This is a genomic window from Pararhodobacter sp. (assembly GCF_034676075.1).
Taxonomy (GTDB): Bacteria; Pseudomonadota; Alphaproteobacteria; order Rhodobacterales; family Rhodobacteraceae; genus Pararhodobacter.
Genome location: NZ_JAUCCQ010000095.1, coordinates 1 through 15,118, shown reverse-complemented (window position 1 = coordinate 15,118; position 15,118 = coordinate 1). Strand labels below are relative to the sequence as shown.

The window sequence follows — 15,118 nt, the reverse complement described above, 5'->3', positions numbered from 1 at the left end:
TTCAAGCGAGAGGGGAGGGGGCAGAAACCGCCCCGTTTCGGCGGTTTTTCGCGGTGCAGTCCGGGTCTGGCGGGAGGCCGGCCCAAGGGACGGCAAAGAGCGGTGGGCCAGCCCCCTCAACTCCCGGCCGCGCCACGGGCGCGGCGTTCGCGGCTGAAACGCGCCACTGGCGCGTTTCCGAGACGCCGCTCACCCCCCGCCAAAGGGGACCCTCGGGCCCCCTTTGGAAACCCCCGAGGATATTTAGAGAACAAAGATCAAGGTTAAGAGGGCGTTAAGCCCCCCCCCCTTCTTCGGCGCGGCAACGCCGCGCCGCTGGTCGCCCGAGGCGCCCGCGGCAGCGGGCAACGAGGGCGAACGCCTCTTCAGCCGCGTTCGTGGCGCAGGGGGCGCGACAGGAGCAGGTCCTTGGCCTCGTCGAGTGACACCCGGCCCTTGAGCAGCGCCGAGACCATGCAGGTCACGGGCAACGTGTCGGGATGATTGTCCGCGGCCAGCGCATGCGCGGTCATCACGCCCTCGACCGTCTGCGCGCCGTCCGGCAGCTCGCCGCGGCCAATCGCTTGGCCGTGGCGGAAGTTGCGGGATTTCTCGGAGGTGCAGGTCAGCACCAGATCGCCGAAGCCCGAAAGCCCGGCCAGCGTCTCGGGCAGCGCGCCCCGGCCCTCGGCCAGGCGCTGGATCTCGGCGAAGCCGCGAGTCATCAGCGCCGCGCGGGCGCTTTCGCCGAAGCCCGCGCCCAGCACCACCCCCGCGGCGATGGCGATCACGTTCTTCAGCGCGCCGCCCAGCTGTGCCCCCAGCGCGTCCTCGGTCAGGTAGAGGCGCAGGTCGGGCGTGGCGAGTTCGGCCTGCAGCGCCTCGCCGCCGCGATGCGCGGTGGCGAGCGTCAGCGCGGTCGGCTTGCCCACAGCGATGTCCACGGCGAAGCTGGGGCCGGTCAGCACCGCGGTGCGCGCGCCGGGGATCGCCTGTTCCAGCACCTCGGTCGGCAGGAGGCCCGTACCCAGCTCCACCCCCTTGCAGCAGGCGACCAGCGTGCGGCCGGCGAGCGCCCCGGCCTGCGACTCGGCCAGGGCGCGCAAGGTCTGGGTGGGGACGGCGAGCAACAGGATCGGCGCGGCGGCGGCCTCGGCCACGGCGGCGGTTGGTCTGAGGCTGGGCGGCAACGGTACGCCGGGCAGGCGGGCGGCATTCTCGCCGGTCCTCCGCATCCGGTCCACCTGAGCCTCGTCGCGGGCGTAGAGCGACACGCGTCTGCCCGCCCGTGCCAGTGTGATCGCAAGCGCCGTTCCGAAGGCGCCAGCGCCCAGAACCCCGATCTCGGGCCGTTCCATGCCGATCCTTTCTGCCCATTCGGGCTTTGCAGCCGAAGCAGCGTGACGTTATGACGGACCGAACCCCGGTTTCAGGACGGTCTCATGGTCGATATCGCAACCCGCGTCCACAATCACAACTGGAAGATCGATCCGATCGTCCGGTCCCTGATCGACACGGATTTCTACAAGCTACTTATGTGCCAGTCGATTTTTCGCAACCGGCCGGACACGCGGGTCGAGTTTTCGCTGATCAACCGGACCAAGGAAATCCGTCTGGCCGAGCTGATCGACGAGGGCGAATTGCGCGAGCAGCTCGATCATGTGCGGGGCCTGAGCCTGACCCGCGGCGAGAGCACCTGGTTGAGGGGCAACACCTTTTACGGCAAGCGGCAGATGTTCCGCTCCGATTTCATGGAATGGTTCGAGGGGCTCAGGCTGCCCGATTACCACCTGGAAAAGCGCGACGGCCAGTATGAGCTGACGTTCGAGGGCGCCTGGCCCGAGGTCATGCTCTGGGAGATCCCGGCGCTCGCGATCCTGATGGAGCTGCGCTCGCGCGCCGTCCTCAAGACCATGGGCAAGTTCGAGCTGGAAGTGCTCTATGCCCGGGCGATGTCGCGGGTCTGGGAAAAGGTCGAGCGGCTGCGCAAGATCCCGAACCTGCGCATCGCCGATTTCGGCACCCGGCGGCGCCATTCCTTCCTTTGGCAGGATTGGTGCGTGCAGGCGCTGATGGAGGGGTTGGGCGACGCCTTCACCGGCACCTCGAACTGCCGCATCGCCATGCGCCGCGACATCGAGGCGATCGGCACCAATGCCCATGAGCTGCCGATGGTCTATGCCGCCCTGGCCGAAAGCGACGCCGAACTGGCGCAGGCGCCCTACAAGGTGCTGGCCGACTGGCACGAGGAGCATGACGGCAACCTGCGCATCATCCTGCCCGATACCTACGGCACCGAGGGCTTCCTCAAGCGTGCGCCCGACTGGCTGGCGGGCTGGACCGGGATCCGCATCGATTCCGGCGATCCGGCCACGGCGGCCGAGGTGGCGATCCGCTGGTGGACCGAGCGCGGCGAGGACCCGCGCGAGAAGCTGGTGATCTTCTCGGACGGGCTCGACGTCGACAAGATCGAGGCGCTCAAGGCGCAATTCGCCGGGCGGGTGAAGGTCTCGTTCGGCTGGGGGACGCTGCTGACCAACGACTTCCGCGGCCTGACCGAGGGCGACCGGCTCGCCCCCTTCTCGCTGGTGTGCAAGGCGGTGGCGGCGAACGGGCGGCCGACGGTCAAGCTGTCGGACAATCCCAACAAGGCGATGGGCCCGGCCGACGAGGTGGCGCGCTACAAGCGGGTCTTCGGCGTGGGCGAGCAGGAGGCGGTGGCGGTCGTCGTGTGAGCGACTTGTCGGGTTGGTCGTCGTGCGGTATGATTTTGCGGTATCATCAGGAGGGTCGCCATGTCGACTGCCGCGAAACGCAAGACCTCCCTCACGCTCGACGCAGCCTTGCTCGATGACGCGCGCGATCTCGACCTGAACGTGTCCGCGGTCGCAGATGCCGCTCTGCGCCAGGCGGTCGCCGAGGCGCGCCACAAGCGGTGGCTGGAAGAAAACGCCGACGCCTTCGCTGCGCAGGCCGAGTGGCACCGGACGCACGGCCATCCGCTGGCCGATATCATGGTCGGGCCGGGCAAGGCGACATGGAACGCCTGAGCCGGTTCGACGTGGTCGAGGCGAATGGCATTGCCATGGTCGTTGTGGAGAGTGAATTGCTTCCACCCGATCCGGCGGTGGTGGTCGTCCCTTTGTTGGAGAATTATCCGGCGGTGACGACGCTCAATCCCATCATTCCCTATAGGGGGCTCTCTCTCGTTCTTGCCACGCGCTTGGTCACGCCGGTCAGCAGGGCGGCCGTTCGGCGAACGGGTCGGGTCGAGGAGCATGCCGACAGGATAACGCGGGCGCTGGACGTTCTTCTGACCGGAATTTGAAAGCAAAAGGCCCCGCGCGATGCGCGGGGCCTTTGTCGTTCCGGTGGGGTCGATCAGCTCTTGGCCAGGTCGCGCAGCACGTAGTGCAGCACGCCGCCGTGCTTGACGTAGTCGACTTCGATCTCGGTATCGATCCGGCACTTCAGCTGGATCGTCTTCACCGAACCGTCCTTCATGGTGATCGTGCAGGGCACGGTCGAGAGCGGCTTGATGTCGTCCGAGAGGCCGCCGATCGAGACCACTTCATCGCCGGTCAGGCCCAGCGACTTGCGGGTGTCGCCGCCGGTGAACTCGAAGGGAATGACCCCCATGCCGACGAGGTTCGAGCGGTGGATGCGCTCGAAGCTTTCGGCGATCACGGCCTTGACGCCCAGCAGGTTGGTGCCCTTGGCCGCCCAGTCACGCGAGGAACCCGCGCCGTATTCGATGCCGCCGAAGATCACCAGCGGAACGCCGGCTTCCTGGTATTCCATCGCCGCGTCGTAGATCGAGGTCTGCTCGCCGTTCGGGCCCTTGGTGTAGCCGCCCTCGACGCCGTCCAGCATCTCGTTCTTGATGCGGATGTTGGCGAAGGTGCCGCGCATCATGACTTCGTGGTTGCCGCGGCGCGAGCCGTAGCTGTTGAAGTCCTTCACCGCGACCTGGCGCTCGGTCAGGTACTTGCCGGCCGGGGTCGTCGCCTTGAACGAGCCGGCGGGCGAGATGTGGTCGGTGGTGATCATGTCGCCCAGCACCGCCAGCACGCGGGCATCGGTGATCGGGTTGATGTGACCCTTCTCGGCCGACATGCCGCGGAAATAGGGCGGGTTCTGGATATAGGTCGAGGTGGCGGGCCAGTCGTAGGTTTCGCTGCCCGAGACCTTCACCGCCTGCCACTTGCTGTCGCCTTTGAAGACGTCGGCATACTTGGACAGGAAGGCCTCGCGGGTGACCACGCGGTCCACCAGCTCGGCGATTTCCTGATCGGTCGGCCAGATGTCTTTCAGGTAGACGTCCTTGCCGTCGGGCGTCTGGCCCAGCGGTTCGGTGGTCAGGTCGATGTTCATGTCACCGGCCAGCGCATAGGCCACGACCAGCGGCGGCGAGGCCAGGTAGTTGGCGCGCACGTCGGGCGAGATCCGGCCCTCGAAGTTGCGGTTGCCCGAGAGGACGGCCGTGGCGATCAGGTCGTTCTCGTTGATCGCCTTCGAAATCTCCGGTTGCAGCGGGCCCGAGTTGCCGATGCAGGTCGTGCAGCCGAAGCCGACGATGTTGAAGCCGATGGCGTCCAGGTCTTCCTGCAGGTTCGCGGCCTTGAGGTATTGCTCGACGACCTGCGAGCCGGGGGCCAGCGAGGTCTTCACCCAGGGCTTGCGGTTCAGACCCAGCGCGCGGGCCTTGCGGGCGACGAGGCCCGCGCCGATCAGCACATAGGGGTTCGAGGTGTTGGTGCAGGAAGTGATCGAGGCGATCACCACCGAGCCGTCGCGCAGCACGTAGTCTTCGCCCTCGACGGCGGCGGTCTTGCCGACATCCACCTGTTTCGTCGCGACGGGGCCTTCGTCGGCCATGTCTTTGGCCGCGTCCGAGACGTCGAGGCCGCGGTAGTCGGCGACGACCTTGGTGAAGGCCGACGAGGCGCCGGTCAGCGGCAGGTAATCCTGCGGACGTTTCGGGCCCGAGATGGCGGGCACGATGGTGCTCATGTCGAGCTCCAGCGTCGAGGAGTAGATCGGCGCGTAATCGGCGCCGCGCCACATGCCGTTTTCCTTGGCATAGGCTTCGACCAGGGCGATGCGCGCCTCGTCACGGCCGGTCTGCTTGAGGTAGCGCAGCGTCTCGGCGTCGATCGGGAAGAAACCGCAGGTCGCGCCGTATTCCGGCGCCATGTTGGCGATGGTGGCGCGCTGGGCCAGCGGCAGGTTGTCCAGACCTTCGCCGTAGAATTCGACGAATTTGTTGACCACGCCATGCTTGCGCAGCATCTGCACGACCTTCAGCACGAGGTCGGTGCCGGTGGTGCCTTCGACCATCTTGCCGGTCAGCTTGAAGCCGACGACTTCGGGGATCAGCATCGACACGGGCTGGCCGAGCATCGCGGCCTCAGCCTCGATCCCGCCGACGCCCCAGCCGAGGACGGCCATGCCGTTGACCATGGTGGTGTGGCTGTCGGTGCCGACCAGCGTGTCAGGATAGGCGACCTGCTCGCCCGACTGGTCCTTGTCGGTCCAGACGGTCTGGGCGAGGTATTCCAGGTTCACCTGGTGGCAGATGCCGGTGCCCGGGGGCACGACGCGGAAGTTCTCGAACGCGGTCTGACCCCATTTCAGGAATTCGTAGCGCTCCATGTTGCGCTCGTATTCGAGGTCCACGTTCTTCTGGAAGGCGCGCGGGTTGCCGAATTCGTCGATCATCACCGAGTGGTCGATCACGAGGTCGACGGGCACCAGCGGGTTGATCTTCTGGGCGTTGCCGCCGAGGCCCTTGATGCCGTCACGCATGGCGGCCAGGTCGACCACGGCGGGGACGCCGGTGAAGTCCTGCATCAGCACGCGGGCCGGACGATAGGCGATCTCGCGCGGGTTCTTGCCGCCCTTGGCGCCCCATTCGGCGAAGGCCTTGATGTCCTCGACCGAGACGGTGAAACCGCCGTCCTCGAAGCGCAGCATGTTCTCCAGCACCACCTTCAGCGAGGCGGGCAGTTTCGAGAAGTCGCCGAGGCCCGCGGCCTGAGCCGCCGGGATCGAGTAATAGGCAATCGACTGGCCAGCAACGGTCAGCGTCTTGCGCGTCTTGGCGGTATCTTTACCGACGATCACAGTCATGGGGAGGCTCCCTTCGGGTCAAGAGGGGTTTGGCTGCGCTGCTCATGCCTCATCGCGCGCCACCGATCAAGGGGGGGCGGGGCATTTTGTATACCATTGTGCACAAAAACCGCTGAATCCCGCCGACGCCCCCGGGCGGGGTCGGGGATGCCCGGGTTTTGCGCAGGCTGACCGGCCTTTGCCCAGGCCTCGGGCGCCTTCCGGGCGAAGGCGAAGCCCTGCCGGTGCCGTGGCGCCGCTGTCACAAGCTGGTGTAACCGAGGCTCAGGCGGGTTGCCCCTGCTTGCGCGCGGGTCCATTTGCCGGTTCACTGACGCAGAATTTCAGGAGTTGGCGAATGACGCTGAAGGCACGGGTCCGGTCGGGCATCTTGTCACAGGCCCGGGGGCAAGCTGCCGGCGTCGGCATGGCGGCGGCGCTGGCGCTGGGGCTGGCGCCGGGACTCGTCCGGGCGCAGGACGCCGGATCGGTCACCGACGCGCCGGTTCTGCTGGAGCTTTACACCGCGCAGGGCTGTGCCTCGTGCCCGCCCGCGGATGACATGATGGTCGATCTCGCCTCGCGCGAGGATGTCATCGCCCTGGCCCTGCATGTCGATTACTGGGATTACATCGGCTGGGCCGATACCTTTGCCGACCGCGCCTATACCGAGCGCCAGCAGCGCTATGCCCGCCGCTTCGGCCATTCCACGATCTACACCCCGCAGGTCATCATCAACGGCACCCAGATCGTCGAGGGGTTCCGCGTGATGGAGGTGATGGACACCATCGCCACCCAGCAGGCCCGGCCGCCCGAAGTGCGCCTCTATCTCGCCCGCACCGAAAGCGGGCTCGAGATCCGGGCCGAGCCCACTGCCGATGCCGCGCCGCAGATCGCCATGGCCTCGCGCCGGTCGGCGATTTCTGGGATGGCGACCAATTCCGTGGTCGGCACGCTGAGCATGGTCCGCCGCGAAAGCGAGGCTCCCGCCGATGCCGAAGCCGCTGACGCCGCCCCCGAGATGGCCGAGGCTGCGCCTTCCGCCGATGCCGCCGTCGCCCCCTCGGCGCCCGCCGCCTCTGCGCGGCTGCGCAACACCGGGCTGGGGCCTGTGGGCAGCGGGCCCTATGTGGTGCAGATCATTCGCTACCGGCCCAGCGAGACGGTCGATATCCTCGATGGCGAGAATGCCGGGCTGAACGCGCATTACGCCAATATCGTCACCAGCTGGCAGCCGATCGGCAGCTGGGACATGCTGGCGCCGCTGGATCTGACGATCCCGATGGAGGGCAGCGACCCGGTGGTCGTCGTGGTGCAGGAAAGCGGCCAGGGCGAGGTGATCGCCGCGGCGCGGGTCCGTTGAGCGCTTAGCCTTCGACTGACTCGGGCGCGTGTTTCCAGCGCCGGTGCAGCCAGAACCATTGCCCCTTGTGCGCCATGACCTTGCGGCTGGCGCTGTCGTTCAGCGCCTTCGTCATGGTCAGGGCGTCGGTGTGGGGGATCGGTTCCTCGACCTCGATGGTGAAGGTCAGCCCGTCCGGGTTGCGCGTGGCATAGAGCGGCACCAGCAGCGCCTTGTACTTCAGTGCCATCTTGGCGGCCGAGGTGGCGGTCCAGGCCGGTTTGCCCAGGAAATCCACCAGCTCGCCATGCGCCATGTAATGGTCGCCCAAAAGCCCCAGCATGCCGCCCGATTTCACGAAGCGGATCATGTCGCTGAGCCCTTCGGACCCGCGGGGGAAGAGCGGGCGGGCGATGCTCTCGATGGTCGCCACGTAGCGGGCATTGGCTGCAGGGTTGGTCATCGGCATGTAAAGCCCGCCGACCCGGAAGCCGCGGGCGCTGAGATTCGAGCGCCAGGCGTCGTAATTGCCGAAATGCGCCGAGACCAGGATCACCGGCCGCCCCTCGGCATGCGCGCGGTCGAGCGCGGCAAGGCCCGGGCCGCCGGGCTCGAATGTGGCGGCGAGGCGGGCGAATTCGGCGCCCGAATGCAGCTCGATGAACGAGCGGCCGAAATTGTCGGCGACGCCCCTGCAGATGTCGCTGACCTCGGCCTTCGGCATGTCGGGGAAGACGTGGCGCAGGTTCTGGCGGATCCGGCGGTAGAGCAGCAGCGGGCCCAGCACGCGGCGAAAGAACCAGCCCATGGCGGGCACGCGGCGGTGGTAGGGCAGCAGCTTGACCGTGCCGATCACGGCGCCGGTCAGGCGGTCGTCGATCCAGTGACGAACCGAGAGGCGCGCGGGCGCTGGATCCGGGGGGGCGGCGGTCGTGCGGGTCATGAGCGCTATCTAGTCACCCACCGGGGCGCTGTCCATCCGGGCGGGGTGGCTCAGGGATGGGACTTCTTGCGGCGGTTATGCCACCAGACCCATTGCTCGGGATGGGCGATCACCTGCGCCCCGAAGGCCTGGTTCAGGGCGGCGGTCATCGTCTCGGGATCCGAGGGCGGGATCGGCGCATCGACTTGCACGCGGAAACCGGGCTTGGCCTTGGTGCGGATGCCCCAGACCGGGACCAGGAGCGCATCGTAGCGCAGCGCCATCTCGGCCATGGACAGCACGGTGCGGGTGGGCTTGCCCAGAAAGTCGATCAGCACGCCGTTCGGCCGGTCAAGATCCATCAGGATCCCCAGCATGCCACCTTTCCTGAGGAAACGGACGACGTTGCGCAGCCCTTCGTTGGTATCGGGGAACATCGGCTGGCCCGAGGCCGAGACCGCCTCGACATAATGGCGGTTCATCGCCGGGCTGCCCAGTTCCTTGTAATAGCCGCCGATGGTGTAGCCGCGATGGATCAGCGCCAGCCGCCAGGCGTCGTAATTGCCGAAATGGGCCGAGACCAGGATCACCGGCCGCCCCTCGGCCTGCGCCTGATCGAGGGCGGCGAGGCCCGGCCCCTCGATGGGCAGAGTCGCGGCGAGGGCGGCCATGTCCCGGGCCGAGACCACCTCGACGATCATGCGGGCGAGGTTGCCGGGCACCGCCAGGGCGATGCGGCGGACCTCGGCCTCGGGCAGGTCGGGGCGGAAATGGTGAACGGCCTCGGTGACCCGGCGGCGGATCGAGGTGAAGCGGCCCAGCGTGCGGCCGATGAATCCCGCCAGCGGCGCCCGGATGCCGAAGGGCAGCACCATCAGGCCGGTGACCAGCGCCAGCGTCACGCGGTCGCGCAGCCGCTCGGGGGCGGGGGCGTCGGGCGACAGGTCGGGGTCGGTGGTCATGACGGGGATGCGGGCTCAGCCGAAAAGAAAACGCGGCCACTCCGGGATCTGGAACGGCCGCGCGGTCTGTCAGGTCGTGTCCGGCGGCAGGGCCGCCCGGAGGTCAGACCGCTTCGCTGATGAACTTCACCGCGTCGCCGAAGGTCTGGATGTTCTCGGCGGCGTCATCGGGGATCTCGATCCCGAATTCTTCCTCGAAGGCCATGACCAGCTCGACGGTGTCCAGCGAGTCGGCGCCCAGATCGTCGATGAACGAGGCGTTCTCGGTGATCTTGTCTTCTTCGACGCCGAGATGCTCGACCACAATCTTCTTCACGCGATCAGCGATGTCGCTCATGTTCAGTCCTCGTTTCCCTCTGGCGGAACCCGCCCAGTGTTGAATTGGCTCTCGCAAGCTGTAACGGCCACGCCCTTGCGAGGGCGCCAAACCGGACCAGCACGGGCAGGCCCCGGCTCAATCAGCGCCGCCTATAGCACAAGCGCGCCACGAGGCAAACGCTTTCCCGTCCGCCCAAGGGGGCCTAGGGTGCGCTGGCCCGAGGGGCGTGTTCGGGCCACAACAGACAGGAAATCATGGCGAACCTTTACCTTCTCATTCACCTTCCGGTGTTGCCGGCGTGGCTGATGCTGATTGTCATGCCCGAGGCGAAAGCGACCCGGCAGCTGGTGCATTCGGGGCTGATTCCGTTGCTGATGGGGGCGGTCTATGCCGCGTTCCTGACGGCGGGCATGGTCTTTGGCCAAGCAGCCGAGGGCGCGGGAATGGGATCGCTGGCGGGCATCATGGCGCTGATGTCGCATCCGGTGGGGGCGCTGACCGGATGGGCGCATTTCCTGGTCTTCGACCTTTTCGTCGGGGCCTGGATCGCGCGGGACGCACGGGCGCAGGGATTCGGTCATGCCGGCACGGTGCCGGTCCTGCTGCTGACCCTGGTCTTCGGGCCGCTGGGGCTGGCGGCGCATGTGCTGCGCCGCCTGATCGCGGGGAAGGGGATGGCGTTCTGAGCCGGAAGGCTCAGAGCATCGCCATGCCGCCGTTCACATGGATCGTGGTGCCGGTGACATAGGCGGCCTCGGGCGAGGCGAGGTAAAGGACCGCCGCCGCGATCTCCTCGGGCGTGCCCATGCGGCCCGCCGGGATCTGGCCGTTGATCTTGGCCTTCTGCTCGTCGTTCAGCTTGTCGGTCATCGGCGTGGCGATGAAACCGGGAGCGACCGCGTTCGCGGTGATCCCGCGCGACGCGACTTCGGCGGCGATGGATTTCGTCAGGCCGATCATGCCTGCCTTCGAGGCGGCGTAGTTCACCTGACCCGCGTTGCCGGTCGCGCCGACGATGGACGAGATGTTGACGATCCGGCCCCAGCGCGCCTTCATCATCGGCCGCATGACCGCGCGGCACAGGCGCATGGTGGCGGTCAGGTTGACGTCGATGACCGAGGCCCAATCCTCGTCCGACATGCGCATGAAGATCTGGTCGCGGGTGATGCCGGCGTTGTTGACCAGAATGTCGAGCCCGCCCATCGCCTCGATGGCCTGTTTCGGCAGCGCCTCGACCGCGGCGGAATCGCCCAGGTTGCAGGGCAGGACGAAGGCACGCTCGCCGAGTTCGGCGGCCAGTTCCTGCAAGGGCGCCTCACGCGTGCCCGACAGGCCGACGGTCGCGCCCGCGCCGTGCAGCGCGCGGGCGATGGCGGCGCCGATGCCGCCCGAGGCGCCGGTGACAAGGGCGCGTTTGCCGCTGAGGTCGAACATGGGATTTCCTTTCGGTCAGGCTGTGCGGGAACCGGGCAGGGGGCGCTGCCCCCTCCTGGCCGGTGGCCAAGTCACCCCCGGCGTATTCCGGCAAGGTGATGCGGGGGGCGGTCTGCCCGGCGATTGGGCGCGGTTCTAGCAGCCGCCGGGCCATGGCGCCAGCGGGCAGGAGTTCGCCGCCGCGCGCCCGCGCTCTTTTCCCGCGCGGTAACAATGTGTATGTGGCAAGGCAAAGCTATAGGATCGGCGAAGGCCGAAGACGGAGGATTGCAGATGCGTCGAGTCGTGGTCACGGGGCTGGGTATGCTGACGCCGCTTGCCTGTGGGGTCGAGGAGACCTGGAAGCGGCTTCTGGACGGACAATCGGGCGCGGGTCCGATCACGCGTTTCGACGCGAGCCATCTGTCCACCACCTATGCCTGCGAGATCCCCTTCGGCGATGGCTCGGACGGCAGCTTCAATCCCGACGACTGGATGGCGCCGAAGGACCGGCGCAAGGTCGACGATTTCATCCTGTACGGGCTGGTCGCCGCGACGCAGGCGGTCGAGGATTCGGGCTGGATGCCCGAGAACGAGGAAGACCGCGAGCGCACCGGCGTGATGATCGGCTCGGGCATCGGCGGGCTGACCACGATTGCCGACACCGCGATCCTGATCAAGGAAAAGGGGCCGAAGCGCGTCTCGCCGTTCTTCATCCCCGGCTCGCTGATCAACCTCGTCTCGGGTCAGGTCTCGATCAAATACGGCTTCAAGGGGCCGAACCATGCGGTCGTCACGGCCTGTTCGACCGGCGCCCATGCCATCGGCGATGCGGCGCGGCTGATCATGCTGGGCGATGCCGACGTGATGGTCGCGGGCGGCGCCGAGGCGCCGATCAGCGAGATCGGCATCGCCGGGTTCAACGCCTGCAAGGCGCTGTCCACCAAGCGCGGCGACGAGCCGCAGAAGGCCAGCCGCCCCTATGACGCGGACCGTGACGGCTTCGTCATGGGCGAGGGCGCGGGCATCGTCGTGCTGGAGGAATACGAACACGCCAAGGCGCGCGGCGCGAAGATCTATTGCGAAGTGCTGGGCTATGGCCTGTCGGGCGACGCCTATCACATCACCGCTCCGGCGGAGGATGGCGACGGCGGCTTCCGCTCGATGGCCGCGGCGCTGAAGCGGGCGGGCCTGACGCCGGCCGATGTCGATTACATCAACGCGCATGGCACCTCGACCATGGCCGACACCATTGAACTGGGTGCGGTCGAGCGGCTGATGGGCGATGCGGCCGACAAGGCCACCATGTCCTCGACCAAATCGGCCATCGGTCACCTGCTGGGCGCTGCGGGCGCGGTGGAAGCGATCTTCTGCGTGCTGGCGATCCGCGATCAGGTGGCGCCGCCGACCATCAACCTGGATAACCCGGCGGTCACGCCGCGGCTGGACTTGGCGCCCAACGCCGCGCGCAAGCGCAAGATCGACGTGGCGCTGTCCAATTCCTTCGGCTTCGGCGGCACCAATGCGAGCCTCGTGCTGGGCAAGGTGCGCGACTGATGTGGAAGCACATCGCGGCGAACGCGCTGACGCTGCTCATCGTGGGCTTCGTCATGCTGGCGGGTGTGGTGGCCATGGGCCAGCACGCCTTCCGGGCGGAGGGGCCGCTGGATCAGGCGATCTGTCTCAGGGTGGATCAGGGCGCATCGCTGCGCACCGTCGCGACCTCGCTCGATGAGCAGGGCGCGGTCACCAGCCCCATGCTGTTCCGCATCGGCGCGCAATATGACGGGCGCGACAGTCAGCTGCGGTTCGGCTCCTATCTGGTGCCGGCCGGGGCCTCGATGGACCAGATCCTCGACATCGTGACGCGCGGCGGGGCCTCGACCTGCGGGACCGAAGTGGTGCTGCGGATCGGCGTGACGGCGGCGGGCTATCTGGTGCGCGAACTCGACCCGGCCACCAGCCGCTTCACCGAGACGGTGGACCTGCCCATCGACACGACCGATTTCCCCGAGGAATACACCAGCGTCGCCGAGGCGCCGGATACCCGGTTCCGCATCGTCGTGGCCGAGGGCGCGACCAGCTGGCAGATCTGGAACGCCATCGAGAATGCCGAATTCCTGTCCGGCAGCGTGGACGAGGTCCCGCCGGAGGGGCATCTGGCGCCCGATGGCTACGAGGTCCGGCGCGGGGCTGACCGGGGCGACCTGCTGGCCCGGATGCAGAGCGCGCAGGAGACCTTCCTGGCCCAGGCCTGGGAGAACCGGGTCGAGGGGCTGCCCTTCGACACGCCCGAGGAAGCGCTGACGCTGGCTTCGATCGTCGAGAAGGAAACCGGCATCGCCGAGGAGCGCCGCGTCGTGGCGAGCGTCTTCATCAACCGCCTGCGCGTGCCGATGCGGCTGCAGACCGACCCGACGGTGATCTATGGCATCACCCGCGGGCAGGGTGTGCTGGGCCGGGGGCTCAGGCGCTCGGAACTGGACGCGGCGACGCCCTACAACACGTACCGCATCGACGGTCTGCCGCCGACGCCCATCGCCAACCCGGGCCGCGCCGCCATCGAGGCGGTGCTGAACCCCGAGGAAACGGAGTATCTGTACTTCGTCGCCGACGGCACCGGCGGGCATGTCTTCGGCCGCACGCTGGCCGAGCACAACGAGAACGTGGCCCGCTGGCGGCAGATCGAGGCGCAGCAGGGTAACTAAGGTTTTAGAGAGTTTTCCGTTGCATCCCAAGGTGTTGCGGATTGACTTTTGGCGCGGTCCGTGATAGCGCTAAAGGCATGCTGGCACAGTTCGGCTCTCGGCCCGGGTTCATCCCCGGGCCGTTTGCGTTCTCATCGCGCGGGGCAGCGAGGCAGCAGGCAAACCGATGAAGAAACGAGACCCTGGAACGGGAGAATCCCCGCCGCGCCATCTGGTGGCGCAGGCGGAACGTCAACTGGCGGCCTATGGAGCCGAGCTCGACGCCGCCATCGAGAGCATCAGGGCCGGGGATGTCACGGCGTCGCGCGAATGGGCGGCGACCGTATCCTCGTTGCGCAAGGCATTGGAGGCGGTTTTCAGTGAACGGGCGAAACTCGAGAAACTTGAAGAGGGTGGCGGACAGCGAGCCGGAGAGCTGGATCTCGCCGCCGCAGGGGCCGAGGTGCGATGCCGAATGGATCGCCTGCGCGCCGCGGCAGGTGAGGGAGGACTTCCTGAACGGCCTGAGTGATCAGGCGCTGCTGGCGCTGCCGTGGCTGTGGGATTTCTGGGCGCTGCCGCATCAGAAGGCGCCCGGGGGCAATTGGCGCAACTGGGTGATCATGGGCGGTCGCGGCGCGGGCAAGACCCGTGCCGGGGCCGAATGGGTGCGCCTGCAGGTCGAGGGGGCGGGGCCGCGCGATCCCGGCCGTGCTGCCCGCGTGGCGCTGGTCGGCGAGACGCTGGATCAGGTGCGCGAGGTGATGGTCTTCGGCGAAAGCGGCATCCTGGCCTGTTCGCCCCCCGACCGCCGCCCGGTCTGGGAGGCGACGAGGAAGCGCCTCGTCTGGCCCAACGGCGCGGTGGCGCAGGCCTTCTCCGCCCATGCGCCCGAGGCGTTGCGGGGCCCGCAATTCGACGCGGCCTGGGCCGACGAACTGGGCAAGTGGAAGAAATCCGAAGCCGCCTGGGACCAGCTGCAATTCGCGCTGAGGCTTGGCGACGATCCACGCTGCGTGGTGACGACGACGCCCCGGGCCGAGGGAGTTCTCAGGCGGGTGCTGGCGCTGCCCTCGACCGTGGTCAGCCGGGCGCCGACGCAGGCCAACCGGGCCTTCCTCGCCGCGTCGTTCCTGCGCGAGGTCGAGGAGCGCTATGGCGGTTCGCGGCTGGGGCGGCAGGAGCTGGAGGGGCTGCTTCTGGAGGATGTCGAGGGAACGCTCTTTCCTCAGTCGCTCATCGAGGGGTGCCGGACGCGCGAGCTGCCCGCCTTCAGCCGGGTCGTCGTCGCCGTCGATCCGGCGGTCAGCGGGCATCCGGGGTCGGACCTGTGCGGCATCGTCGTGGTCGGCGCGGTGACCGAGGGGCCGGTCAGCGACTGGC

Annotated in this window: 14 protein-coding genes and 1 pseudogene; 9 read left to right on the top strand and 6 right to left on the bottom strand. The window is 67.7% G+C overall.

Features of this window, described 5'->3' with window-relative positions:
- Window positions 1-365 precede the first annotated feature (365 nt).
- A pseudogene (locus tag VDQ18_RS18030) lies at window positions 366-1,349 on the bottom strand (NAD(P)H-dependent glycerol-3-phosphate dehydrogenase); the annotation flags it as partial.
- Between the two features lie 72 nt (window positions 1,350-1,421).
- Between VDQ18_RS18030 and pncB the strand changes: the two are divergent.
- The 3 genes from pncB to VDQ18_RS18015 are packed head-to-tail and all read left to right on the top strand — an operon-like array spanning window position 1,422 to window position 3,307.
- A complete protein-coding gene (gene pncB, locus VDQ18_RS18025; protein WP_323022289.1) occupies window positions 1,422-2,714 on the top strand; it encodes a nicotinate phosphoribosyltransferase in 1,293 nt (430 codons plus the stop codon).
- 60 nt (window positions 2,715-2,774) lie between these two features.
- Complete coding sequence (locus tag VDQ18_RS18020) at window positions 2,775-3,029, top strand: type II toxin-antitoxin system CcdA family antitoxin (RefSeq protein ID WP_323022288.1); 255 nt, start codon at window positions 2,775-2,777, stop codon at window positions 3,027-3,029.
- A complete protein-coding gene (locus tag VDQ18_RS18015; protein WP_323022287.1) occupies window positions 3,017-3,307 on the top strand; it encodes a CcdB family protein in 291 nt (96 codons plus the stop codon). The genes VDQ18_RS18020 and VDQ18_RS18015 overlap by 13 nt, the downstream gene beginning before the upstream one ends.
- A gap of 53 nt (window positions 3,308-3,360) precedes the next feature.
- Here the strand turns inward: VDQ18_RS18015 and acnA are convergent, their stop codons facing one another.
- Window positions 3,361-6,111: an aconitate hydratase AcnA gene (gene acnA / locus VDQ18_RS18010; RefSeq protein ID WP_323022286.1), complete on the bottom strand. Its 2,751-nt coding sequence runs from the start codon at window positions 6,109-6,111 to the stop codon at window positions 3,361-3,363.
- Window positions 6,112-6,448: 337 nt separating this feature from the next.
- On the opposite strand from acnA, the gene VDQ18_RS18005 reads away from it, so the two are divergent.
- The gene (locus VDQ18_RS18005) at window positions 6,449-7,453 is read left to right on the top strand and encodes a DUF1223 domain-containing protein (RefSeq protein ID WP_323022285.1); all 1,005 of its coding nucleotides are present in this window, start codon (window positions 6,449-6,451) and stop codon (window positions 7,451-7,453) included.
- A gap of 4 nt (window positions 7,454-7,457) precedes the next feature.
- Here VDQ18_RS18005 and VDQ18_RS18000 read toward each other — a convergent pair whose 3' ends face one another.
- The 3 genes from VDQ18_RS18000 to VDQ18_RS17990 form a co-directional block, all read right to left on the bottom strand.
- Entirely contained in the window at window positions 7,458-8,375 is a 918-nt protein-coding gene (locus VDQ18_RS18000; RefSeq protein ID WP_323022284.1) for a lauroyl acyltransferase, read from the bottom strand.
- Between the two features lie 50 nt (window positions 8,376-8,425).
- Window positions 8,426-9,316 (bottom strand): lysophospholipid acyltransferase family protein, encoded by an 891-nt coding sequence (locus VDQ18_RS17995; RefSeq protein ID WP_323022283.1) that lies wholly within the window; start codon window positions 9,314-9,316, stop codon window positions 8,426-8,428.
- A 103-nt stretch (window positions 9,317-9,419) separates the two neighbouring features.
- Window positions 9,420-9,653 carry an acyl carrier protein gene (locus VDQ18_RS17990; protein ID WP_068304285.1) on the bottom strand — a complete coding sequence of 78 codons (234 nt, stop codon included), beginning with the start codon at window positions 9,651-9,653 and terminating at the stop codon, window positions 9,420-9,422.
- A gap of 236 nt (window positions 9,654-9,889) precedes the next feature.
- Between VDQ18_RS17990 and VDQ18_RS17985 the strand changes: the two genes are divergently transcribed.
- Entirely contained in the window at window positions 9,890-10,321 is a 432-nt protein-coding gene (locus VDQ18_RS17985) for an ABA4-like family protein (RefSeq protein ID WP_323022282.1), read from the top strand.
- Window positions 10,322-10,331: 10 nt separating this feature from the next.
- On the opposite strand, the gene fabG is transcribed toward VDQ18_RS17985, so the two are convergent.
- Complete coding sequence (fabG, locus tag VDQ18_RS17980) at window positions 10,332-11,069, bottom strand: 3-oxoacyl-[acyl-carrier-protein] reductase (RefSeq protein ID WP_323022281.1); 738 nt, start codon at window positions 11,067-11,069, stop codon at window positions 10,332-10,334.
- Between the two features lie 273 nt (window positions 11,070-11,342).
- Here fabG and fabF point away from each other — a divergent pair, with 273 nt between their 5' ends.
- The 4 genes from fabF to VDQ18_RS17960 all read left to right on the top strand — a co-directional run.
- Window positions 11,343-12,605, top strand: coding sequence for a beta-ketoacyl-ACP synthase II (gene fabF / locus VDQ18_RS17975; RefSeq protein ID WP_323022280.1), 1,263 nt, complete (start codon window positions 11,343-11,345; stop codon window positions 12,603-12,605).
- Window positions 12,605-13,756 carry an endolytic transglycosylase MltG gene (mltG, locus tag VDQ18_RS17970; protein ID WP_323022279.1) on the top strand — a complete coding sequence of 384 codons (1,152 nt, stop codon included), beginning with the start codon at window positions 12,605-12,607 and terminating at the stop codon, window positions 13,754-13,756. Before fabF ends, mltG begins: the two co-directional genes overlap by 1 nt.
- Window positions 13,757-13,922: 166 nt before the next feature.
- On the top strand, window positions 13,923-14,267 hold the full coding sequence (locus VDQ18_RS17965; protein ID WP_323022278.1) for a hypothetical protein: 345 nt from the start codon (window positions 13,923-13,925) through the stop codon (window positions 14,265-14,267).
- Window positions 14,236-15,118, top strand: an 883-nt coding sequence (locus VDQ18_RS17960; protein ID WP_323022277.1) for a terminase large subunit domain-containing protein, incomplete at its 3' end; no start/stop codon positions are given. The genes VDQ18_RS17965 and VDQ18_RS17960, both read left to right, overlap by 32 nt.